Below are 21040 nucleotides of genomic sequence, written 5' to 3'. Positions count from 1 at the left end.
TTCAAGGAATCGAATGGCGCAGGAGTTCAAGGAATTACATTTGGATCCATACGAAATCGAAAAGTCGTTCTCACCGCAGAGGAGGACGGCGCCGTGCGCGCCTGGGATGCGAAATCAGCCCGACTTCGGAGAGTATTTACCACGCGCCGGTCCACGGGAGGGGCCACGTGCGTATCCTACGGTTCAATGTACGACGTGGAGATTGTGGTCGCCGGCTTCGAGGACGGAACGGTATGGGCATGGGATACAGACGCACCGAATGAACCCTGGGCAGTACATTCGCACGCAGCGAGAGTGAACTCGCTGGCATTCAGGTCCACCGTAAAAACTGCTATCATCGCGAGCGGGGGAGACGACGAGAATGTTGTCGTTTCATATCCGTTTCTGCCAGGAAGTCGCGAATACCAAGATCATGAAGTTATCGTATTTCGTGGCAATTTCGGTGCAGTTCGATCAGTTGCCGCGAACGTGACCAGCACACCGTTCACGGTATTCAGCGGTGGAGATGACGGAGTCATACGTACGTGGCGACTGTCAGACCGTAAACTTCTTAGCGCTTCAAGTGGCCATCACGGCGCCGTTACCGCAATAGCAATTGACCCCCAGGGTGTTGGCGTCTCAGGCGGCGGCGATGGGTCCATCCGATCCTGGAGACCTTCCTCAAGTTCAACGGAATCTAAACTCGAGATGCCGATCGCAAAGGTCATTTCAATGATCGGAACTGTCATATCTGGTGAGTCCGTTGTAGTGTCCGGGCACGAGGACGGCTCGATAGTTTCTTGGCACGGAGGCACCGGGAGGCATCGAGACTTGCTCGAGCGCCGCGCGGAAAAGGTTATTTCCGACCTCGATCTTGGAGTTCATGGTGGCAGGTTCACCGCACTTCTTGGATACAAAGAAGGCCGAGCCTACTGGTGGGATCTTCAAACTGGCAGTATCCGGGGCGAGATTGAATGCAATTGTAATGAGCTCTTGTGCGTGAGATTTCAGCAAGTAGGATACCGACCGAAAGCTGCGATTGCCGATCGAGAAGGAACGATTTACATTCGAGACCTTGCAGGATCGTTCATCGAAGACAAAAAACTTGTACACCATGGAGGAATTCATGCAATTGACTTCAAGGTAATAGATGACATTCCAATGCTCGCCAGCTGCGGGGCGGATTCAACTGTGGTTCTTTGGAACCTTAAGAATGGCACGTCTCGTACACTGCCCCTAAGCACATCACCGGTTCGAGCAGTCAAACTCGAATCAATTGCAGGAAGGCTAGTCGTTGTGGTGGGTCACATAGATGGCACTGTGGCGATTTGGCACGCAGAATCAAAGTCAATCCGTACGCTTTCTACCTCGAGCTCTCCGGTACGCGCCGTGTCGGCGTATGAGCACGGCGGACGTATCATCATCGTTAGTAGCAGTGACGACAGTTCACTGCGAATATGGCATCACGAGTCTAATAAGCCATATTCCACCCTGCCACTTCCGAAACCCGCGAACAGTTTTCTTCTTGATACTAGGGGCCACCTTTTTATCGGGGCAGAAAACGAAGTCCTGGCGCTCTCGCCGCCATCAGAGTTTGGAGACTGAATTGAGGATAGTTATAGTACATGGAATCAAGAACTATAGGAGAGGAGTCTATGAACAAATCGCCACATCACTGGCCAAGCAGTTCCATCGCAGACTCCAGTCTTCCCCGCGATTCCCTTGGAATGAGGATGATGTTTCCATCGAAGTTGCATATTATGCCCATATTCTGCGACGTAAAGGATCACAAGGTGGAGTTGATCTAGAGCCCGACGCCGAGAGTTTCCTGAGAGTGTTTCTTCAGCCATGGATTCCCGACCTGAAGGGAGCCCAAGGCGAGTTCACCCGTTGGTTGCATATTCCTGTAGCGCGAATTGCGTCTCAAACTGGATTTCGGCAAGATATCGTTGAGGATTTCGTAAAGTGTTTCGCAAGAGAAGTCACATATTTCCTTCGTACCGAAGGTCGATTCAAACCAAAGTCTGCTGTAATCGAGCACGTCTCTAGCTGCATTGAGGGAGCCGATGTAGTCATTGCTCATTCACTCGGTTCTATTGTTGCATACGAAACTCTTTGGAAGAACGGCATCACAGTTCCCCTCTTCGTTACGATGGGTTCCCCGCTTGCTTTCCCTGGAATCATTTTTCCTAGAATTTCACCTGCCCCTGTCAACGGAAAAGGAAGTCGTCCCCCAGGAGTTCGATACTGGGCGAATATTGCTGACGTTGGCGACATCATCGCGACGCCTCCTGGCGGCATCTCACGACAGTTTCGCGGAGTGCACTACGATCGCCAGGACTCGATTGCTCGTTTTGACTTCCACAAGATGACGAACTATCTGCGCTGTCGCGAACTCGGCACACTCCTGCAAAAGTGGGCAGAAGGCTCTCCTCCTTTTGCCCGCTTATCGCTCATGGTTTAGCCCGAGTCATGTGGCAGGGCTTGATCAAGTTCCCGAAGGGTTCGGGTTGTGGGTGATGCCCAGGATCGGGAGGGCTCGTTCGGGTTTGTTCCGGATCGCTCTGGTGGTCTTGGCGATGTTGGTCGCGCCGAGGATTTTGAGAGCGCCGATGGCGAGGTTGCGGAAGGCGGCCATGGCGCGGGGCCGGTGTGGACGATTCAGGCGCTCGCCAAAGGTGACGTCCCTGATCCGGGAGGTTCGAGCGCGACCTCCGCGTCTGTGACGTGAGTCAGACGCCAGCCGAGGAAATCCGCCCACCAGGCGGCAGTGGCCGCGGATCGGCGCGATCGGTATTCGTGCACTGCCAAGCGACCGATTTTCCAGGACTATACAGCGGCAAAAACCTCTGCGTCACCTTAAACTCCGGCGCTCAGGAAAAGTCGATATCATCCAAGTAGGATGTTATGAGGAGGCGCAGCTGCTGTATACAAGGATCGAAGTACTCGCACTCGTATCCCCGATACCACACGTACTCGTCGGTTCCGTAGTCCCGTTCGTATGCGGCCCGCTGCTTCTTCCGATCGATCAGCGGAAACTCACGCCTGCGTTTGTGCTTGCTGAACGCGAAATTTCGCAATCCATCGATGTCGTCGGTTTGGACAAGTAGGTGCATATGAGCCTTGAACTCATCGACCGCGGCCTCGTCGTATACCTCTTCGTCATCCAAGGTGTCACTGAGATCCCACCAGGAGAACTGCCGGTAGCGGTCCACGAACCTGGCACGAGCCTTCTCTCGCTTCTTCAAGGGCTTCCGCTGGTCGGCGCGTGCCCGCAGCGAAGCCTCAGCCTTTTCCAATCGCTCACGCAGTTTTTGGCTCTCCTTGCCCGCTTCCACCAGAGCAGCCTGCAAGGTTTTGACCTGCTCGTCGCTCCTGCCTGCCTCGTCGAGCAAGTCGTCGAGTTTCGGCCAGTACTCAGCGATCGTCTCCAGCGACATCATGAACGCAGTCTGTGTCATCGCGTCGACCCGTTCGCGGATCACCATGCCGATGACGGCTTTCGTTCGCACGTCCATGACTCCGGCACCGCTGAATCCACCGGTGATCGGTTTGCCAACCAGGGTTTCGCCGCGGAGCTGAATCCATTCGCCGCCAGGACCGGTACGGCCCTGGGTGACCGCCGATGCCCACACCCCCTCCGGCAGGTCGTCGGGAAATCCGTGCGCTTTGACGTCTCGATCCTGTTTCGCCGCGACTACTCGCAACGGGGCCGGACGTGCTTGAACAGGTAGGGCTCCATCGATCCTCAGGACGCAGATGTCGCCGCTCTCGTCGGCGCCGATGGGCTTCCATCCCTTCGGATGGACAGCGGCGGCGACAGGAGCGCCCCTAGGGATGCCGGGGAACCTGATGGATACCGGCGCATCGGGCGCCTTGGCCGGCGAGGTCGGATCGATAACGTGCGCGCAGGTGAGCGCATAGTCCTTGCTGAGCAGGATGCCACACCCGCGGTTGATGCGCAGCATCCACGGCTCCACTTCAGGACTCCTTCGAGGGATCAGGCTGCGAGGTCTGTCGGTTCGAAGGCTGCGGTTTCCAGAGCACCCGGACTTTGAAATGGCCCTCGGTGGTGACCTTCGTGATCACGACATCGGCACCGGCGTTGAGCTTGAGTCCGAATTCGACCTCGACCTCTTCGGCGCCGTCGTCCTGGAAGGCGCTCAAGGCCGCGCGAGCCGCCTTCCCCGCCGGTTCCAGAACTTTCGCCAACGAACCGGCGGTGGAGGTAACCACCTTTGCTCCTCCAGCCGCCGGGCGTGCGCCGGGGAGCGGATCGGCCGCTTCAATGAGAATCACGGCGGAATCGTCCAAGGGGATACTGATCGCTTCGCTCACGCTGCGGGCCTTCCGTTGGGGGCGTTCGATCTCCAGGAAATCATACGAGGCCGAATCACGGTTGGCCCGGCATGATTCACGGCACGTCGCACTGCCGGAGACGAACAACCGATCCGGGAGTCGCACCGCATCCACACAGGTCTCATAGCACTCGGTTGCCCACCCCCTCCAGGCAGGGCTCACTCCTGTTTCCTGATGACGTGAAGGGCTTCGATGAGAGGGTCTGGGGCGCATAGCAGCACAGGCACGGGGCTCGTGAACCGGCAGTCCGGTCGCCGCCGAAATCCTCTCTGAGTACGCCGAAGCGCTGTACCTCGAGGTGAAAGCACAAAGCGCGGGCTCGAATCAATACGAGCCCTATGCGCTCTTGGCCCCGGAAGGCCGGATCACCGCAAAGACGAACCCGAAGCAGCCGGCGGTGCCCCTGTTCACAGGGGTCGAACCGGTGCGAGTGTTTGACTGGTTCGTCTGGGAGGACTGCGGCGGCCTGGACCCCCACATCCACTCTGAGGTGCCGCCGTTCGTGCGACAGGATCACGCCGCGGCACGATCGGCGACATCGACCAGAGCGCACTAACCGCGTCGCGCTGTCAGTGTCAGCACGCCGGGATCGCAGACCCGTTGGAAGCGGTCTAGCGTGAAACGCGAGCGCTACCGTGTACCACTCGGTCCGGAGCCACCTGCGGGTCCGCCACCCAGCCGCGAACGAAACCGGGCCCGGAAGGAACGCATGACTTCGGCATGCACTGTTCCGGACTCGAGTCGCGGACGACACCCCTGTACAGGATTGCAGGCCTGCTCGCGCCTGCTCGATGCTGTCGCCTGGTGCGTGGAACACCGAGGGCGTGAACGGCCTACTGTCGCCTATCCGACAGAGCCGGTGGGGCATTGTTGCTGCGTACCAGCGAAATTGGGTACCGATTTGTCTCCTTGTCATCGATAGAATATGGTTTCGAGCCGATCGCCTCGGCGATATCGGCGACACTCCCGTACTGCCCTAGGGAGCTTTGATGCACCCCGCCATCGAAGACGAGACCGAACTCGACGCAGCCCCGGATCCGTGGTGGCTGGAGCTCGGGACCGAGCCGTCCGCGCCCGTCCACGGCTGCGCTCAGCCCGACTGCGACTGGGACGAAGTCGAAGCGTCCGATGTGTACTGCCGGACGCACGAGGTGTTCCTCGGCTGGGGACCGCAGCGCCCGCAGCCGCTGCACTACATGGCCATCGGCGGCCTGCGCGTGGCGATCGCGGCCGGATTCTTCTTCACCGCGCTGCTCGACTCGATGCTGCCGGTCTGGGGCGTCGCCCTGCTGTGCGGGCTCGCGATCGCCGCGCTCCCGTTGCGGCTGTTTCGGATCAACCTCCGCGCCGCGGCCCTGTACTGGACGGTCACCGCGGTGGCGGGCCTGGAGCTGTGGTTCGGGGTGTTCTTCGCGCGCGATGCGATGCTGGTCTGGAGCGCGTTCACGGGACTGGCCGCGTGGTGGGGACTGACGGTGCTCCTGGCGAACTCGGGCGGCGGGGGTGGCGCGGGTGCGGTCGGGGAGGACCGCGGGGCGCAGCTGGTAGCGGTGACCCTGACCGCGATCCCTCCGGGTCTGGCCGCGGCATTCGTGAGGCCCGAATGGCGCGACGCGTTCCTGGTCGTCGCCGTCGGTGGGTTGACCGGCGGGCTCCTGGTCGCGGCGATCATCGGCGTCCTGCGCGGCGGCCGCCATCTCGAACGGGCCCGGCCCCCGCAGATCCCGCACCTCAAGCGGCCACTGGGCATGCGGTGGCGCCTCCAGTTCCACCGCTCGCGTCCCGGGCGACCGGCCGGGCCGATCGACAGGATCGCCCGCGGCGTCCTCGCGTTCTTCCAAGTCGTCCTGGCCGGTTCGGCGGTCGGCGGCTCCCACACCGTCAGCGCCCTGCGGCTGCTGGGCTACGGCCTCGCCGTCGCGGCGGTCGCGCTGCTGAACTGGCTGGTGTGGATCAGCGTCGAGGCCTCCCGGCGCGTCCTGGGCTCCATCGTGGCCGCCGCCGTGGTCATGTGGGCGGGGATGCGCATCCTGTGGGCAACCATCAGGCGCGCGACGCGAGTCCTGCTGCTGCCCGTCGTGTTCGCGTCTTCCGCAGCGATGACAATCACCTGGTGGGCCGAGGCCGTCCGGCGGTACTTCGCCGACGGCGACCTGGTGAACCTGGCCTGGATCGGCGGCGGTGTGGCCGCCGCCGCGATCACCCTGACGTTCGCCTGGATCACCCTGTCCGGCCAGCCGCTGGCGATCTCGCTGCGCTCGGCCCAGCACTCCGCGACGATCGCCTCAACCAAGGGCCTGCTGATCCTCGCCCTGTTCGCGGTCGCGCTCGGCGCCCCGGGCACGCTGTTCAACACCGGCCCCATCCGGTGGGGCTGGCTCACCGCAGGCGTCCTCGTCCTGCTCACCATCGCGACCCTCATCCACTTCGCAGCCCGGCTCAAGCCCCGGCCGCGACGCCGAATACGGCGCCGCGGCCGAACGACACCACCGCGCCCCGCCGCCACGTCTGAGCGACCGGACGCGAACCACGTGGAGGAGGAGGACATCGAGGCCGTGTCCGCATCGATGGATGCTACGTCGGCGCGGGGCGGAAGTCCGCCCCGGCCCGGCACAGGATCGAGACGGTGACCTCGGGGCGGTACTCGCCGAGTCGGTTGACGATCCAGGCGCAGACGGGACCGGAGCGGCCGGGCCTCCACCTCTCACCCGGCCCCGAAGACCACCGCCGTCTCCTCGCTTGCCTCCAGCGCCTGACCAACACGCGCAGCCTCGCCGTGAGTCCACTCCGGATCAGGTCGGGGTACTGGCGGCGAGGGCCAGGATGATCATGAGCGCGCCGGTCGCGATGAGCGCGATGTCGCCGCGCAGGACGTGCCGGTGCAGCCCGGGTTCGGGATCGGCGCTGCCGAGGCCGAGATGCGGGGAGAGCGGGCCGCGCCGGTCGATGAAGGAAGCCGCCGCAGGCCCGACGAGCTCGAAGGTCACGGGCTCACCGCGGTCGAGCGAGCGCACGGCGCGCTTCGCCATCTGCCGCAGCATGAATCCGGCGGCCAGTATGACGGACGCAGCGAACCAGTACGCCTCGCCCGCGCTGGAGGTGGCGAGCAGGACGAGGTAGGCGGCGAGTGCCGTGCACGCACCGGCCGTGCCTCCCCAGAAGCACAGCAGCCAGATCAACCGCCGCCGCGACCTCCGCTTGCGCACAGACATGGCACGATTCCTCTCTTCCGACCCCTGCACTATCTCGCCAAGGGCTGCGGTGCGCAAGCGGCCGTTGGAAACCGCTAGAACCGATCCCTCGAGCGGCGCGCCCGCGCCATAGGGCGAGCGCAAGGGTTCAGGCAGAGGTCGCCGCGAATTGCCGCCGCGGTTCGCGACCGCTTCCTCAGCACGGGGGATGTCATTGCCCGTCGGTCGGTATTCGGTGAACACGATTCGGTCGTCCAGGACGTGGCGGATACCCTTTCGAGGTCGGCCGTGTCCAAGTCGGCGAAGGCGGCTTCGCGTCCGTCCGAATCCACGAACAGGGGAAGGTAAGGCCCTGCAGTTGGTCTTTCGCCGCCTGCGCAACCGCCATCGCTCACCGGCACGCTGAGACGCTCAGAAGCCGCCACAGCCTGACCGGTTTCGCCCGTCTCTGCGGTGAGATCACCTGAGCTGTCAACCACGACGTTATCCATAACGGCTGCACAGAGTGGATATGCGACCAAGATCAGCAAGCCTGGAGACCTTACCTCCAGAAACGAGGAGACCACCAGCCGTCATGAGCCGACCAACATCCGCTGCCACACCAGGCAACACGCGCCCAAGTCGATTGACCAACCGAGATGAGCGAACGATACCGACCACAAGAACGTCGTCACGGCAAGGCCTAGCCCTCGCAACGTGAGGAGAACTCGGAGGTCGAGCCCTCAAGTGTCGAACCGCAGTCGCGTCAGCGTTGCCGCAGCGGGACTTCCGTAGAATGGTGAATCGGTTCGGACGAGAGGCGGTTTCGGTCGTGAGTGTTCAGCTGATGATTGACCTTGGGTCAACCAAGTTCGATCCGAATGAGGCAACCTGGCTTGATCAGGTCGCGGCGCTGCGCGAGAGCATGCTCGAAGCGGTTGGCGGACCCACCCTGCTCGGCTCGGCAGCGACAGGGCAGCGGGGGACACTGGAGACGGTTGCCATCGCGTTGGGCTCGTCAGGAGCGCTAACCGCAGCAGTCGCATGTTTCCGGGCATGGCTCAGTCGAGACAAAACCCGATCCTTGACCGTCTCCTGGACCGACGTCACAGGCGAGATCCGGCAGATCACTGTTGCAGGAGAGAACCTGGACGAAGGATCGTTCAAAACGCTCATGGAGTCCGTACCGCAGCTGTTCGGAGAGCGCTGATGCCCGGTCCGCGTCGCTACCGGGGGCTGCTGATCGGCAATGCCGACTTCCCCCGTGACCCGAACGGACTTCCCAGACTCCATGGCCCATTAATCGACATTGACCTTGTCTACCACGCGTTGACTGACGAGCATGTTGACCTGTTCGCCCTCGAAGACGTAGAGCTGCTGGTCGATGAGCCGATCCAGAAAATGCGTGAGCGCCTTGATGCGTTCTTCGCCGCAGCCGACCGTGATGACGTCCTGCTGATCTACTACAGCGGTCACGGCATGTTGGACGTCCACAACAAGCTCTACCTGGGAGCCAATGACACCCTCAAGAGCAGACTGCGGTCAACCGCGGTCAGCGCTGCCGAGTTGAACGCCATGATCGACGACTGTGCAGCGACAGGCATTGTCATCGTGCTCGACTGCTGCTACAGCGGAGCGTTCCGCAGCGGAGACCTGGCCGCGTCGGTTTCCGGCCGAGGCCGGTACGCAGTCACCAGCGCCAGAGCAACACAGCTCGCGTTGGACCAGACCGCCCCCGGTCAGGCCAGCCCCTTCAGCGCGATGTTCGTACGGGCGCTTCGGGAGGCAGAGACCCAGGACTATCTCACCGTCGCCGCTCTCTACCGGCAGGTGTTCGAATGGCTCGCAGCGGCCGGCGGGCAGACGCCGCAGTTGCGGTTCACCGGTGAAGGAGACATCGTCGTTGCCCGGCGAGGCGGCGGCACTGTCAGTCGTACGGCTGGCGCGAACCGCGCCGCACCCCTGGCCACATTGGTTTCGGATGGAATGCGGCGTGCGCGAACAGAGCAGCTGCTCGATGGAATGCTGCAATGCTCCAACCTGTTGGGGCGCAGTCCGTTGCCGTACGGGTTCCGAGGGAGCCTCCAACTGCTCACCCAAGTCATGTCCGGTGTCGCGGAGAGTGCTCCTGATCGAGTTCCCGCATTCGCGCGTTCGATCTTCAGCTGGCCGTTCATCGCAAGCGGGAATGTGGAAGCCCTGACGCGGATGGCCGAAGTGGTGGCACCGGCAGACCCGAAGTTCGCCGGTCGGCTGGTCACCGACGTTGAGCGCATCATGGCGCAGCCGCACGGTGAGGCTGACGGGATGATCCTCGCCGATGCCGCAGCAGCCATCGCCAGTATCGACATGCACCGGGCACGAAAACTCGCGGTGCAGGCGGAAAGGTTCACTCGCGATCGCCCCTCGCACTCGGGCGAACACCGGGGGCTGACACTGGCGAAGGTCGCCAAGGCCCTGGCAGGTATCCAGCCGGACCGTGCACGGAAGCTGGCCGCCGAAGCTGAGCGGCACATGACATATGGGGAGCGGGGTTCCCGCAGCTGGACCGCAAGGAACCGACTCGAGATGGCACGAGACCTGCGCCGACTCGATATCGAGCAGGCACAGCGTCTCGTCGTCGAGGCCAGCGGCAACCTGCTCGGCTTCAACATCTACGACGAGCGCAACCTCCCTCACGCGGTCTGGCTCGCAGGGACGGTTGACCCATGGTGCGCAGCACGCATAGCCGATGCCTGTCCGGACGGTGGATGGAAAGCCCAGGCACTGGCTGAAGCGGCTCTTGCCGTAGCCGGTGTCGACAAGGAACGGGCACGCCTCATCATTGCCGAAGCGGTTGACCAGGCGCAGTCGGTGACTGCTGAAGAAGAATATGAATCAGCTTCGTTCCACATTGCCCGAGCAACAGCGGCGATCGACCCCGACCGCGCCGAAGCGGTCGCGAGTTCACTCGGCGAGCAGTACAGGTCAGCCGTGATGCTGTTTGCAGCGGCCCAGCGATTGACGGAACTCCACTCCTGACCTCCCAGGTTCGCACCATCCCCCGATGTGGGTCGCAGGCTGCTTCACGAGCGCGGCGAGGTCCACGGGAGCCACAGCGGCCCACGCCCCGCGTTCACCGTCGTTCACCAGGGCCCCATTCAAGTGCTCCGCGCGGTTCACCAAGGCCGCTTTCGACGCAGCGCGCCAGGACTGGGGTAATGCCAGACGTTCAGTGATCCTGTTCGAGCCGAGCAATCTATTGCGGGCGGAGGGCTTGGAGACGTTGGAGTCCAGCGGGCACCAAGGGCATGATCGTCCCCACTTCGTCGGAGGCTTCGGGGATTCCAGCGCCGCCGTCTCTCGGCGAATCCTCTGCGTCGGTACCGCCCGCAAGTGGCCCGCACACGGCCAGGAGCCGCCCGGCCACAGCATCAAAGAACTCGTCGAATCCGGCGTGTGCGCTGGTGCGGATCCCTTCGAACCACAGGACCTCACCGGCGCGGGCACCCCGGGCCGGACGGCGACCGCGGTGCCGCCTTCGCGCGCCCACGCGACCGGGTACACCTCCTCCGGCGCAAGGTGTTCGGCGGCGAGATCCCCGTGGAGCAGGAGGCACCGGTGCCCGTCGTCGATCCGGGTCCGGTTGGTGTGCTCGTGCGCACCGATGGCCTGCGGTGCCGCTCTGGGTCGTGGCGTCCCGGCGCGGGGGTGCCCGTCGATCGACAGGCTGGCGAGCACGACGAGACCGCGCATGACCGGGTAGAGGCGCATCGGCCAGTTCGCTGACGAGAAGGGATCGCCGGTCAAGCCTGACCATAGCGGCTGTCGGCAGAGGGGGCCTGAATGCGGCCGGTTCCGGTGTGTCGTTTCGGGACATGAGGCGGTGCCGATCTTCGACAGTCGCAACGCCCGATACCGGCGATCGCGCGCAGTCCCGTGGCCGACCGGGGGCCGCGGGCGCCGCCAAGGGCCAGGCCGGCTGACGTGATGCGGTCTGCCGCTCGTTCCTGCAGGCGGCCCGTGGGGCGATCGAGGATACGCAGCACCACTACGCGGCAGCACCGGCGGAACTGCCACGCGTAGAACCGGTCGATCGTGCACCCGCCGAACACCGCTCGGCGGAGGACCGCATCACCGGTTGCTTCACCCGCGTCCTCGCGGTGTGCTGGAGCGAGGCGATCAGTCCTGCGTCCGCATTCGCCCCCGAGACGCTGCTGACGCAGGCGGGAGCGATCGGCGCCTCCCCCAACCCGGTGGGGAAAGCCGTCGGCCTCCTCGCTGAAGGCGCCGCGCACCTCGCCCAGTTGCCGTGGCCGGTGCCCAAACTCATTGATATGGGCGCCGAAGCCGCCGTGCGCCTGCTCGTTCAGGACGACTTCAGCAATCCGGTAGACCGAGTGTTCGCCGCAGCGAACTGCGGCCTGTTGTATGCCGAGGCCGCTCTCGACGCCGAGGCGGGGCGGCTGGGCGAGAGTGCTGCGTTCAAGACCTTGAGCGAGCGGTACGGCCTGATGCCGGTCGACCAGTACCTGCAGGAGACCGCCGACCGGTTCGCGCCGCTGGTGAACACCGGACCGGGCCAGCCCATAGGGTACGAGGTCTCCCGTCCGCGATCACCAAGTGCGGCGGTCGCGCCCGGAATCGGGGAACCCGTGGAAGGTGCCGATCGCATGCCCGCGGACGGCGCCTTCGACATCGCATTCGCACATCTGCTGGCCATCCCCGAAGGAGCAATGACGCTCGCCGAAGCCCTACGCGCCGAGCAGGGCAGGACACCTCGCCCATCGCCGCACCGCACTGTCACGAGCCAGGACCTGCCGAAGTCCCGGCCAGGAGCTTGATCAAGCGACTCGCGCCGGTCACCGCCGCGCTTAGCCGACCGGGAGCTCGATCAGGTACCGGTTCGCCGCGGCGTCGAACTCGGCCTTGACCGGCGGCAGGCGGCGGCAGAACTCCCGGCAGATCCACTCGTACCCGGCCGCGGCCAGCCCCTCGACCTGGAAATCGGTCTCGACGATCAGCACCTCGAGGACCCGGATGGACGCGGGCGGGTCGGCGAGGCCGGCAAGTTCGAGGCTCTTCTGCATGCCGCGGGCCAGCTCACGCACACCAGCGGCGCCGAGGCGGTCCTGCACCACCTGCGCCAGGTGCAGCTCGGTCGCCTCAGCCAGCGGCATACCGGACGCGGCCTCGGCCAGTGGCCCGTATTCGGCGGTGATCCCGATGACGATGCCCCAGGCGGCCTTGAGGACCCGGTACTGGTGCATGCGCGGCTCGCCCGGCCGGACGCCTTGCGGCGCTTCAGGGATCAGTTCGTCGAGCCGCTCGACCGCACCCGGCATGGCCAACTCGCCGGCCGCCACGACGAGCCGCTCGCAGTAGTGCTGCGAGATGGCCAGGTCGTCCTCGAACAGCCACGAGCACATCGTGTCGAACGCGAGCTCGACCTCCCCAGCCCGAACCAGGCCCCGGACGTCTTCGACCACATGCCCACGGGTGATCGGCGAGTCCTCCAGAAGCGCAAGCACTGTGCTTGCAAGGTAGCCGAACGTCGACATGGATGCTCCTGGTTTCGATCTCGGAGCCAGTGTGCCACGCGCGGACGGCACCGCTGGCGCTCGGGCGTCGCCATCGCCCCGAGGCAACCCTTCACGGCGCGTCCTCGCTTCCAAGGCCAAAAGTCCTCAATGCCCACATCCCCGACCGCTTCAGAAGGAGCTTGACCATAAATGCTGCCCGTCCTTCGGATTCCGAAGCACGTCGGGTAAAGCGAAATCGCGTCTACAGCAGGCATGTACAGCTCCTTCTCTCCATCAGTTAACATGCGGAAATCGCAATGTCACATATTCAATGAGGAGCACGCATGGCGAGGAAGACCCAGGTCGTCCTGATCGATGACATCGACGGCGGGAAAGCCGACGAGACCGTCAAGTTCGCCCTCGACGGCCAGGCGTACGAGATCGACCTCTCCGATGCGCACGCCAAGGAACTACGGGACGCGCTCGGGAAGTTCCAGGAGGCCGGCACCCGGCTGGGCCGCTACAGCCCGGGCACCGCACGCGGGCCCGTCCGGCAGGCACCAGCACCGCGCCGTCCGTCCGCCGATCGCGACCAGAACAAGGCGATCCGAGACTGGGCCGAAAGCGCCGGCAAGACGGTCGCGCCCCGCGGGCGAATCCCCCAGGCGATCATCGACGAATACAACACCGCCCACAACTGACCTCGACACTCCGGCCCCGGCATACTGCTGGGCCGCCCTTGATCAAACCAGGCCGCATAGTGGCCCCGAAAGTCTCTGCGGTTCAAGCCGTCACCACATGGCGACCTTCCGCTTTTCAGGCGGACGCCGATTCCCCGTCTTCGTCCCTAATGAGCAGCATTTTCAATCCGTTGACGTAAGTCTAGGACAGATTGGGGCCACTATAGGGCCGCTGTACGCCTGAAGCACCGCAATTAGCCAGGAAGTGCATCCGGCTAGCACCGGCTGTGCCTGGCGCAGCCCGCCCTGTTGTGGGTCCCCACGGCCCGCTTAGCAGACGGGCCGCAAGCCCCCCCCTCAAGCACCATCCTGACCTGCACTTGAACGCCACCGCAGCCGCTGAAATAGCAACTTAAGCGAAACTTGGGCGGGAAGTACCGGCCTGCCACCGGGAAGCATCCGGCCGCGTTCAACCATGTCCCGCGACGTACGGGATGCCCAGTCGCTGAGATGCGGCTTCTGGATGGGCCTACCTCGGCACCGGTTACTGGCGATCCGATCATCGGCGGCATTTCCCGGCCTTGCCCAGCATGATCCTCTACCGTTTGGCCCATGGCAGACGGCGACCTGCGGCCAGACATCGCACGAGCGCAAGCGCTCATGTCCTCCAAGTTCGGTATCAAGCGCGAACTCCGAGACCTTCCCGGGCATTTGTGGGACGGCGAGACGGTCGAACGGATCGCCGCAGTCCAGTACGCGGGAGCGACAGGCGTCCTCGTCGCCACCGACCGCAGGTTGCTGCTCGTGGCGCACAAGATACAGGCCGGCGTCAGCGAAGACTTTCCATACGACAAGATCAGCTCCGTCCAGTGGACCAGCAAGGTCGCGAGCGGTGTCATCTCAGTGTTCGCTTCAGGAACGAAAGCTGAAGTGAAGGCCATGTTCAAAAACGATGGCAAGGCGATCGCCGACTATGCCCGGGGCCGCATCTCCGAGCGCTCAGCCCTGCCGCGACCCAACGCGGCGGCATCAGCGCACGAACCACCGGTCGACCCCGCATCCGTTGAAAACACGAGCGGTGCCACCATGCTCGACCAACTTGCACGACTCGGCGAACTTCATACTTCCGGAGTGCTCACCGACGAAGAATTCGCGGCGAAGAAGGCCGAACTGCTGAAGCGGCTGTGACCTGTCAAAGGAGGTTCAGGGCCGCAGCCCGGAGCAGCCAAAGGGACCGGTCGAGCCGACCTGACGGATCCACGCGGCTGCGCAGTTCCCCGCCGGGAGCGGTCCCGAGCAAACCGCACTAGCGTAGATCGGAAAGCTGCTCGACTCAGGAGGAACCCCGTTGCGACTGTCACTCCCCGCGTACGTCGCCGCCCTGTTCTTCCTTGCAACAGCGGCCTGCTCCGACCAGGCGAACAGTCCCGATGGGCCCAGCGCGGCCCAAGAGCCGACTCCCACCAAATCCGGTACGACCACCTCGATTGAGGTCGACCTTTCTGGCCTCCGCCAAGGTGAAATTCCCGCCGCATACCCTGAATCTGACCTGAGCGACCTGGCGCCCGATCCCGGAAATTTCGCCTCCTTCCACGACCAGCTCGAGTGGGAGGCGATGGAAGAAACGGCCGAGTTCGCCGGAATCGCCGATCCGGATGCAAGCAGCCGCTGCCCATCGTTCGACAGCAGCGGCTCCGAGGAGTTCACCTGCATGGTCGAGTTCTTCGACGAAGAATACGAGTATGCAGTCTCCATCGAATACGACGCCGACTACGAGGACCAGGTCTATACCACCGATCTCGCATCCGGGCCGATCATGCGGGACATCGTCGAGACCCGCCTCCGCTACGAACTCGAGACCGAGTATCTGATGTGTGATATGTCCGAGATCTATCGCCTGGAGCTCACCCCAGACTGGGAAGACACCCGAAAGACCGGCATCAATTGCAGTGCTTACAACCCCGCTACCGATCGAATCGTCAGGTTCGAGCTCGAGATCGGATCCGGAGGAGAGCCGATCATCCTGCCCAGCGTCCTCGGATTCGAGTGAACCAGCCGCGCCCAGGATTGCGCGAAGTGGATCTGCTCGCCTTGGTCGATGGCGCCTTCGGGCAAGCTTCAGGATGGAAGGACCTCACCGGAGCTCGAAGACTTGGAGATGTCAGCCAGCGGCTCATTTTCTCCGATAGACGCATATTGTCACGCGAAGCGCCATGATGGCGTCCTGCTTGGGAGCGGGCCGCGTACACGCGTTGGCTAGAGGTTGTCCCATTATTGGTGCCGATGGGTCGTTGTGGTTGCCCGGTAACGACGTGCCGCCGACAACCACACTGCAGAGGGCCTCCTTCAGGGGTGGATGCGGACGATCCAGCACGGTGACGCAGGCCGATGGTACGCCCGATATCATTGCTGTACATGAACATAGAGGACGAATACCGCCGGTACGGTGCGTACTGGACGCTCATGTGGGGTGTGCGTCTGTTGCTGTTCTCCCCGTTGGTGTTCGCGATGCTGGTCGTCCTCAATGTGTTCGTCTCGATGCCCGGCGACGTGTTCGCCGGAGCGCTCTTCGTCTATACCGTCGGTGCGTTGGCCTGCTTCGTGCCTGGTTTGAGCGGTTTGTTCGCGTTTCTTGACGTCAGCGTGCCCGATAAGCAGAAACGCGACGATCTCGCTGCAGTACGGGGCGATATCTGGCTCTCGATGGTTCGTCAAGCCGTGTTCCTGCGAAGGAAATGAGCCTTGTATCGCTTGCGCTGCAAGGGTTTAGGATGCCATGGTGGGTGTGGTGACAGCGGCTGAGGAGTGCTGGATTGAGCCGTTCTCAGGGCTGCGGCCCAAGGTGTTCTCCCGCCTGGTGCGCCAGCTCGAGCGCGAGGGTGCCGATACTGTCCGCCGGGGCCGGCCGTGGAGCCTGCCACTGGCCGACCGGGCCCTACTGGTCGCCGCGTACTGGCGGACCAACCTCACCTTGCGCCAGCTCGCGCCACTGTTCGGCGTATCGAAGTCCGCAGCCGACCGCATTATTGACGATCTGGGACCGAAGCTGGCGTTGTGCCCGCGCAAGCGCTTCACCCCGGGCACGGTGCTCATCGTTGACGGCACCCTGGTTCCCACCCGCGACCGTTCGATCGCAGCGCCGAGCAAGAACTACCGCTACTCCACCAACCACCAGGTGGTTATCGATGCCGACACCCAGCTCGTGGTTGTCGTTGGTACACCGTTGCTGGGCAACCGCAACGACTGCAGGGCCTTCAGCGAATCCGGCGTCGAGCAGGCGGTCCGCAACGCGACGGTGATCGGCGACGGCAGCTATATAGCGACTTCCGCGATCATCCCGCACCGACGCCGGCCCGGCGAGGACTTGGTGGCATGGAAAGCCGAGCACAACGCCTCGCATCGGCAGGTCCGCGCCCGTATCGAGCACGCATTCGCCCGAATGAAGACCTGGAAGATCCTGCGTGACTGTCGCCTTCGCGGCGACGGCGTTGCCACTGCGATGCTCGGCATCGCACGCCTCCACCACCTCGCACGCACCGCCTGACCCGAAACCGAGGTGCAACGAGGATCGCCGCGATCAACGACCCTCAACACCAATAACGGGATAACCTTTAGGGCGATGACTCTCAATTACTGCTCTTGCTCTGCCGCGAGGATCCTGGCACGAGCTGCTGCGTAGATTTTTCGGTTCGCCCAGCCGAGATCGCTCGGGCTGGGTTGTTCATTGAACGACTCATACCAGGAGGGAGAAGCCTCTGGAATAATTGCGCTGAACCACCCTTGCTTGAATTCTTCAAGGCTCTCATGGATTTCGTCCGAACCTATCCATCGCGCCGCCGTAACACATCTTCCGGCCACGTCCTCGATTGAAAACCTGCCGACCTCGATTTCTGGAGCAACGAGGTCCGAGAGATGATGCATTTTCTTATGATCCTCAAGGAACGTGAGAAGAGGTGAGACTTCCTCTCCGGCCGGGGCGTTGTTCCGCTCGCGAAGATGGTCAAGGACGCGTCTCGCTGCCGTTTCCGCGAAGTCCGTGATCAAGGCTTCGAGCCAGTGCGGTCGAGGAAAACCTCGATTCTTCACCACGGCGGTAACAATCCTGAAGTGATCCTGCCAGGTTGGAGAACACCGGAGCGCCTTGATCACTGGTTCTGACGAGTACTCATGCGGCACAGCGGAAAACAGGTCAGAAGCGTAACTTGTGACACCGGCGCGAGCATTTCGGAATGCCCCCCGAGCCAGCGTCACGCGGTCCAGTGACGAGATGACAGTTTCCAGGAGAGCCGTGACCTTGTCACCCTGGTTCTCTCCTACGACGACAGTGTTGGTCAGCTCCTTGCTCTTGGCCACAACAAGCATGACTTGCTCAGGGTTCGCCTGAGTAAGAAGCGAATTCAGGAGTGACCCTTCGCCGAGAGTCGCAGCGGTGAGCGCTTCGTACACATACCGATCGGACACATCGTAAGCTGGAATGGTCATCGCGAAGTATCGGTCGAAATAGTTCTCGTTACAAATTCTCCCGTCTAGCCCTTCCCAATGCTGACTCCAAAGTTCTCGAAGGTTCGGAAACAGCATTTCGAGTAGTGCCTGAGCATCACCTCTGGAAGGCGTTGACACCTTGTCCAGCAAGGGTTCAATGTTGAAACGCTCGTGCTTGATGTCGGAGCCTGAGATCTTCGGCTCTCCTGCATAACCGCGAATCAAACCCTGTTTGTGGACCGGAAGCAAGGTATAGAGGGTCGGGAATGCAGTTCGCAGCAAGGTCAGAATAATGACGTCTTCGTCATCAATTTCACCCTTCGGCACCAGCGGAAGGTGGTGATGAAGCTGAGCGAGAAAGCGATCCACTGCTCGCGGTGTCGACAACTGCGAAAGGCACACATCGATCAGACCTCCGAGTCGATCACCGACAACCTCATCGCGCTCCGCGTCCGCAAATGCCAACTCAATGCCTTCATTGAGGCGATTAAGGAGTTGGGGCCTCAGCAGCGGTGGGACAACGAGAGGGTACTGGATAATTTTCTCCATGAAGCGCGACGATGCATCAGTGTTCTCATCTGCTAGGTTGGCGCTTGATAGCGTCCGGAACAGGGTTTCGTCATCGTAGGCGAGCAGGTATTGAACTCCAGGAAAGCGACCGAGAAGCCTGACTACCTTGAGCAGGGTCAGCAGCTCTTCGGTTTGGAGTCGATCGATGTCGTCGGCGATGACCAGGACGGGGCGATGGGCCTCCTTCAGCGCCGAGACCGCGTTCGAAAAGGTTGTGCTCCAGGGCGGCTGCTTCGTGACTGCGTCAAGGATTGTGGTGATCGTGGTGCCGGTCAGGTCGCCGACGACGGGGATGAGCTTCGCTGCCGGAACCGAGATTTTCGCCAGCGCTCCAAGCGCATCACGAACCTTGCTCTTGGGGTCTTCGGGTAGTGCTGAATTCAGGGACGCATAGAAGTCACCGAGCAGGCCGGCCACATCGCCTGTAGCCCAAGGCGTGAAGCGGGCGATGCACCAATCACCTTCAGCTTCCTCAAGCGCCTCCTCGATCAAGTTGAGCATGGAGCTCTTCCCACTACCCCAAGGGCCGGTCAATCCGAAGACGATGCTGTCCTCCCACGAGTGGCTCTTGGCGATCAACTTGGCCGTATGCGCCGCGTACGACGCTCGTCCAAAGTCATCCTTGTCTCGGGACGTGATCGGCGAGTCGCTCCAGGCTGTTGACATGACCAGATTCTCGCACCCTAGTTCTCTGTGGCTTCTCTCGCATCTTTCAGAACCAGTCCTGTGGATCTTCAAGACCACTTCGGTCCGTTCCGAGCGGGTGAGTTCTGATGAGTTTGGGTTTTGGCCCATATAATGTGAGGGTTTCGGTCCTGGTAGCCCGCGAGCAAGATCAGGTATCGCCTCGGTCCTGGCGGGGCAGGCAGGTCTGCAGGTGCGACGGTATCCGAAGGTAGATCCGGAACCTGATCACTCTCTCGGCAATTCCTGGTCCTCGGTCCAACGGTTCCGACCGTATGCCGCGGCCTGGCAGGCCCAGGCCACAATGAAGCATGGGCGCCATCACCTCACCCTCCAGGCAGCGAGAAATCGAGTTCCGCGTGTTTGGGCCCACACCCATCCTCCTAGAAGGTCAGGCGGTCGAGGTCCGCTCCGGCGGGCCACGCGAACTGCTCACCATGATGCTCCTCAATCGGTATCACGTCGTGCCCGATTGGCTGTTCCTGAGGGCCATGCCGCCAGAAGACCTCCGGCACGACCGTGAACCCCTCGTCCGGTACGAGACCGAACTTCGCACCGCACTGGCCGGAACCGGTGTCGAAGTCGTCCGGTACCGCTCATTTCCCGGAAGCAGTGCGCGATTTGACGCGACACTCCGTGACCTCTTGGCTGTTGGATCGGTTGAAGATCTACGCGGCCCCGGTTTCCAACTCGTCGGACCGGTGATGGTGGACCTCAACCTATGCGGCGACCTTATCGTCCGCGCATTCGAAGCGCGGCATGCCGAGACCGCCGACCAGCTCCTCGCCTCGGCGGCGGCCGTGGTCGAAGGAACCCCCTTGACCGGGCTTGCTGGCGAGTTCTTCGACAGGCAGCGCGAGCGTTTGCGCGATGCCCGCAAGCTGGTGCAGGACCTGGCAAGGTCGCGCCGGGAGCAATCAACCCGTGAGATGGATGAAGTCTGGAACGGGCTGGCCTCCACACTCAGGTCAAATCCTTTCGTGCTCCGGTGGGACGAGCAAAGTCGTCGTGCTCGACAGAACTACCGACTGCGCCGCTATCACGAACACCGGGCAGACGCACTTGACTGGTTTGCCGCATCGGCTGGTTCCCCGGCTGCGGTGCTCCCTGTCGCCATCTTCCTCGGGGACGGAACTGCGGCCCTCGCCACGCAAGCGGCCCTTGAACAACTCCTGGATGAAACGGGCGTGGACGTTTTCCATCGGGAGCCGCCAGTCCAAGGGTCATGGTTTCGGAAGCTTTGGGCGCGCGGACGCGCTGAGACCGCGCACCTCACTGCCGAGCAGATCGCGGCCGAGCTTGAACGGAAGATCCGCATCGAAGTATTCGACAAAGCGCAGGCGCAGATCGACCACCAGCAGGCGACCGGAGCCGCGGCACTCATCGCGTCACTGCAAGGCGAGGAGCGCGCGTGTATCCAAGTCGGATCCTTGCTGGTGATCAAGGCCAACGGGGCGATCGTGGCGAAGAACTTGACCCAATACCAGCTCGCCTGGCTGGAGCGGAATCAGACACTGCTGCGCGATCCCGAAGGGCTGGTGAAGGGCTTGGAAACGCTGTCATCGCAATCGGCCGTGATGGCCGAGCTCCCTCCAGCGTCTACTGAGTCCTGACC

Annotated in this window: 18 protein-coding genes; 12 read left to right on the top strand and 6 right to left on the bottom strand. The window is 62.7% G+C overall.

Translation table 11 applies throughout. The annotated features are described in order from the left end of the window. The first annotated feature begins 186 nt into the window (after positions 1–186). Positions 187–1584 carry a WD40 repeat domain-containing protein gene (locus ACFFXY_RS10125; protein ID WP_382349238.1) on the top strand — a complete coding sequence of 466 codons (1398 nt, stop codon included), beginning with the start codon at positions 187–189 and terminating at the stop codon, positions 1582–1584. Next, positions 1574–2443, top strand: coding sequence for a hypothetical protein (locus ACFFXY_RS10120; protein WP_382349235.1), 870 nt, complete (start codon positions 1574–1576; stop codon positions 2441–2443). The genes ACFFXY_RS10125 and ACFFXY_RS10120 overlap by 11 nt, the downstream gene beginning before the upstream one ends. Positions 2444–2467: 24 nt before the next feature. Here ACFFXY_RS10120 and ACFFXY_RS10115 read toward each other — a convergent pair whose 3' ends face one another. From ACFFXY_RS10115 to ACFFXY_RS10105, 3 genes are all read right to left on the bottom strand, one after another. Then, complete coding sequence (locus tag ACFFXY_RS10115) at positions 2468–2617, bottom strand: hypothetical protein (protein ID WP_382349232.1); 150 nt, start codon at positions 2615–2617, stop codon at positions 2468–2470. Between the two features lie 235 nt (positions 2618–2852). Beyond that, entirely contained in the window at positions 2853–3947 is a 1095-nt protein-coding gene (locus ACFFXY_RS10110) for a S1 family peptidase (protein ID WP_382349230.1), read from the bottom strand. Between the two features lie 13 nt (positions 3948–3960). Then, positions 3961–4317, bottom strand: a complete 357-nt coding sequence (locus tag ACFFXY_RS10105; RefSeq protein WP_382349227.1) for a CU044_2847 family protein — start codon at positions 4315–4317, stop codon at positions 3961–3963. 1010 nt (positions 4318–5327) lie between these two features. Here ACFFXY_RS10105 and ACFFXY_RS10100 point away from each other — a divergent pair. Continuing rightward, positions 5328–6968, top strand: a complete 1641-nt coding sequence (locus tag ACFFXY_RS10100; protein WP_382349224.1) for a hypothetical protein — start codon at positions 5328–5330, stop codon at positions 6966–6968. Positions 6969–7130: 162 nt separating this feature from the next. Here the strand turns inward: ACFFXY_RS10100 and ACFFXY_RS10095 are convergent, their stop codons facing one another. Further along, positions 7131–7550 (bottom strand): hypothetical protein, encoded by a 420-nt coding sequence (locus tag ACFFXY_RS10095; RefSeq protein WP_382349222.1) that lies wholly within the window; start codon positions 7548–7550, stop codon positions 7131–7133. A gap of 790 nt (positions 7551–8340) precedes the next feature. Here ACFFXY_RS10095 and ACFFXY_RS10090 point away from each other — a divergent pair. From ACFFXY_RS10090 to ACFFXY_RS10080, 3 genes are all read left to right on the top strand, one after another. Further along, positions 8341–8718 carry an effector-associated constant component EACC1 gene (locus ACFFXY_RS10090; protein WP_382349220.1) on the top strand — a complete coding sequence of 126 codons (378 nt, stop codon included), beginning with the start codon at positions 8341–8343 and terminating at the stop codon, positions 8716–8718. Continuing rightward, positions 8718–10529 carry a caspase family protein gene (locus ACFFXY_RS10085; protein ID WP_382349217.1) on the top strand — a complete coding sequence of 604 codons (1812 nt, stop codon included), beginning with the start codon at positions 8718–8720 and terminating at the stop codon, positions 10527–10529. The genes ACFFXY_RS10090 and ACFFXY_RS10085 overlap by 1 nt, the downstream gene beginning before the upstream one ends. Before the next feature lie 1121 nt (positions 10530–11650). Then, positions 11651–12331: a hypothetical protein gene (locus ACFFXY_RS10080; protein WP_382349214.1), complete on the top strand. Its 681-nt coding sequence runs from the start codon at positions 11651–11653 to the stop codon at positions 12329–12331. Positions 12332–12361: 30 nt separating this feature from the next. On the opposite strand, the gene ACFFXY_RS10075 is transcribed toward ACFFXY_RS10080, so the two are convergent. Continuing rightward, positions 12362–13048, bottom strand: a complete 687-nt coding sequence (locus tag ACFFXY_RS10075) for a MafI family immunity protein (RefSeq protein WP_382349213.1) — start codon at positions 13046–13048, stop codon at positions 12362–12364. 305 nt (positions 13049–13353) lie between these two features. Between ACFFXY_RS10075 and ACFFXY_RS10070 the strand changes: the two genes are divergently transcribed. From ACFFXY_RS10070 to ACFFXY_RS10050, 5 genes are all read left to right on the top strand, one after another. Beyond that, positions 13354–13710, top strand: coding sequence for a histone-like nucleoid-structuring protein Lsr2 (locus tag ACFFXY_RS10070; protein WP_382349211.1), 357 nt, complete (start codon positions 13354–13356; stop codon positions 13708–13710). A gap of 591 nt (positions 13711–14301) precedes the next feature. After that, positions 14302–14877, top strand: a complete 576-nt coding sequence (locus tag ACFFXY_RS10065) for an SHOCT domain-containing protein (protein ID WP_382349208.1) — start codon at positions 14302–14304, stop codon at positions 14875–14877. 160 nt (positions 14878–15037) lie between these two features. Next, on the top strand, positions 15038–15739 hold the full coding sequence (locus ACFFXY_RS10060; RefSeq protein ID WP_382349205.1) for a hypothetical protein: 702 nt from the start codon (positions 15038–15040) through the stop codon (positions 15737–15739). Between the two features lie 365 nt (positions 15740–16104). Beyond that, complete coding sequence (locus ACFFXY_RS10055) at positions 16105–16428, top strand: hypothetical protein (RefSeq protein WP_382349202.1); 324 nt, start codon at positions 16105–16107, stop codon at positions 16426–16428. 37 nt (positions 16429–16465) lie between these two features. After that, on the top strand, positions 16466–17233 hold the full coding sequence (locus tag ACFFXY_RS10050) for a transposase (RefSeq protein WP_382349199.1): 768 nt from the start codon (positions 16466–16468) through the stop codon (positions 17231–17233). 86 nt (positions 17234–17319) lie between these two features. Here the strand turns inward: ACFFXY_RS10050 and ACFFXY_RS10045 are convergent, their stop codons facing one another. Beyond that, the gene (locus ACFFXY_RS10045; RefSeq protein WP_382349197.1) at positions 17320–19407 is read right to left on the bottom strand and encodes a KAP family NTPase; all 2088 of its coding nucleotides are present in this window, start codon (positions 19405–19407) and stop codon (positions 17320–17322) included. Positions 19408–19736: 329 nt separating this feature from the next. Here ACFFXY_RS10045 and ACFFXY_RS10040 point away from each other — a divergent pair, with 329 nt between their 5' ends. Beyond that, on the top strand, positions 19737–21038 hold the full coding sequence (locus ACFFXY_RS10040) for an AfsR/SARP family transcriptional regulator (protein ID WP_382349194.1): 1302 nt from the start codon (positions 19737–19739) through the stop codon (positions 21036–21038). Positions 21039–21040 lie beyond the last annotated feature (2 nt).

The sequence above is a fragment of the Glycomyces mayteni genome, assembly GCF_042428885.1.
In the GTDB taxonomy this organism is placed as follows: domain Bacteria; phylum Actinomycetota; class Actinomycetes; order Mycobacteriales; family Micromonosporaceae; genus Glycomyces; species Glycomyces mayteni.
The sequence above is the reverse complement of the archived record's forward strand: the minus strand, read 5'-3'. Positions and strand labels throughout refer to the sequence as shown.

Excerpts from the sequence above, each read along its gene's own strand:
- ACFFXY_RS10110 (WP_382349230.1), bottom strand. The coding sequence starts at position 3,947 with ATGCTGCGCATCAACCGCGGGTGTGGCATCCTGCTCAGCAAGGACTAT.
- ACFFXY_RS10100 (WP_382349224.1), top strand. The coding sequence starts at position 5,328 with ATGCACCCCGCCATCGAAGACGAGACCGAACTCGACGCAGCCCCGGAT.
- ACFFXY_RS10050 (WP_382349199.1), top strand. The coding sequence starts at position 16,466 with ATGGTGGGTGTGGTGACAGCGGCTGAGGAGTGCTGGATTGAGCCGTTC.
- ACFFXY_RS10070 (WP_382349211.1), top strand. The coding sequence starts at position 13,354 with ATGGCGAGGAAGACCCAGGTCGTCCTGATCGATGACATCGACGGCGGG.
- ACFFXY_RS10075 (WP_382349213.1), bottom strand. The coding sequence starts at position 13,048 with ATGTCGACGTTCGGCTACCTTGCAAGCACAGTGCTTGCGCTTCTGGAG.
- ACFFXY_RS10040 (WP_382349194.1), top strand. The coding sequence starts at position 19,737 with ATGGGCGCCATCACCTCACCCTCCAGGCAGCGAGAAATCGAGTTCCGC.
- ACFFXY_RS10125 (WP_382349238.1), top strand. The coding sequence starts at position 187 with ATGTACGACGTGGAGATTGTGGTCGCCGGCTTCGAGGACGGAACGGTA.
- ACFFXY_RS10055 (WP_382349202.1), top strand. The coding sequence starts at position 16,105 with ATGAACATAGAGGACGAATACCGCCGGTACGGTGCGTACTGGACGCTC.
- ACFFXY_RS10115 (WP_382349232.1), bottom strand. The coding sequence starts at position 2,617 with ATGGCCGCCTTCCGCAACCTCGCCATCGGCGCTCTCAAAATCCTCGGC.
- ACFFXY_RS10065 (WP_382349208.1), top strand. The coding sequence starts at position 14,302 with ATGGCAGACGGCGACCTGCGGCCAGACATCGCACGAGCGCAAGCGCTC.
- ACFFXY_RS10045 (WP_382349197.1), bottom strand. The coding sequence starts at position 19,407 with ATGTCAACAGCCTGGAGCGACTCGCCGATCACGTCCCGAGACAAGGAT.
- ACFFXY_RS10095 (WP_382349222.1), bottom strand. The coding sequence starts at position 7,550 with ATGTCTGTGCGCAAGCGGAGGTCGCGGCGGCGGTTGATCTGGCTGCTG.
- ACFFXY_RS10085 (WP_382349217.1), top strand. The coding sequence starts at position 8,718 with ATGCCCGGTCCGCGTCGCTACCGGGGGCTGCTGATCGGCAATGCCGAC.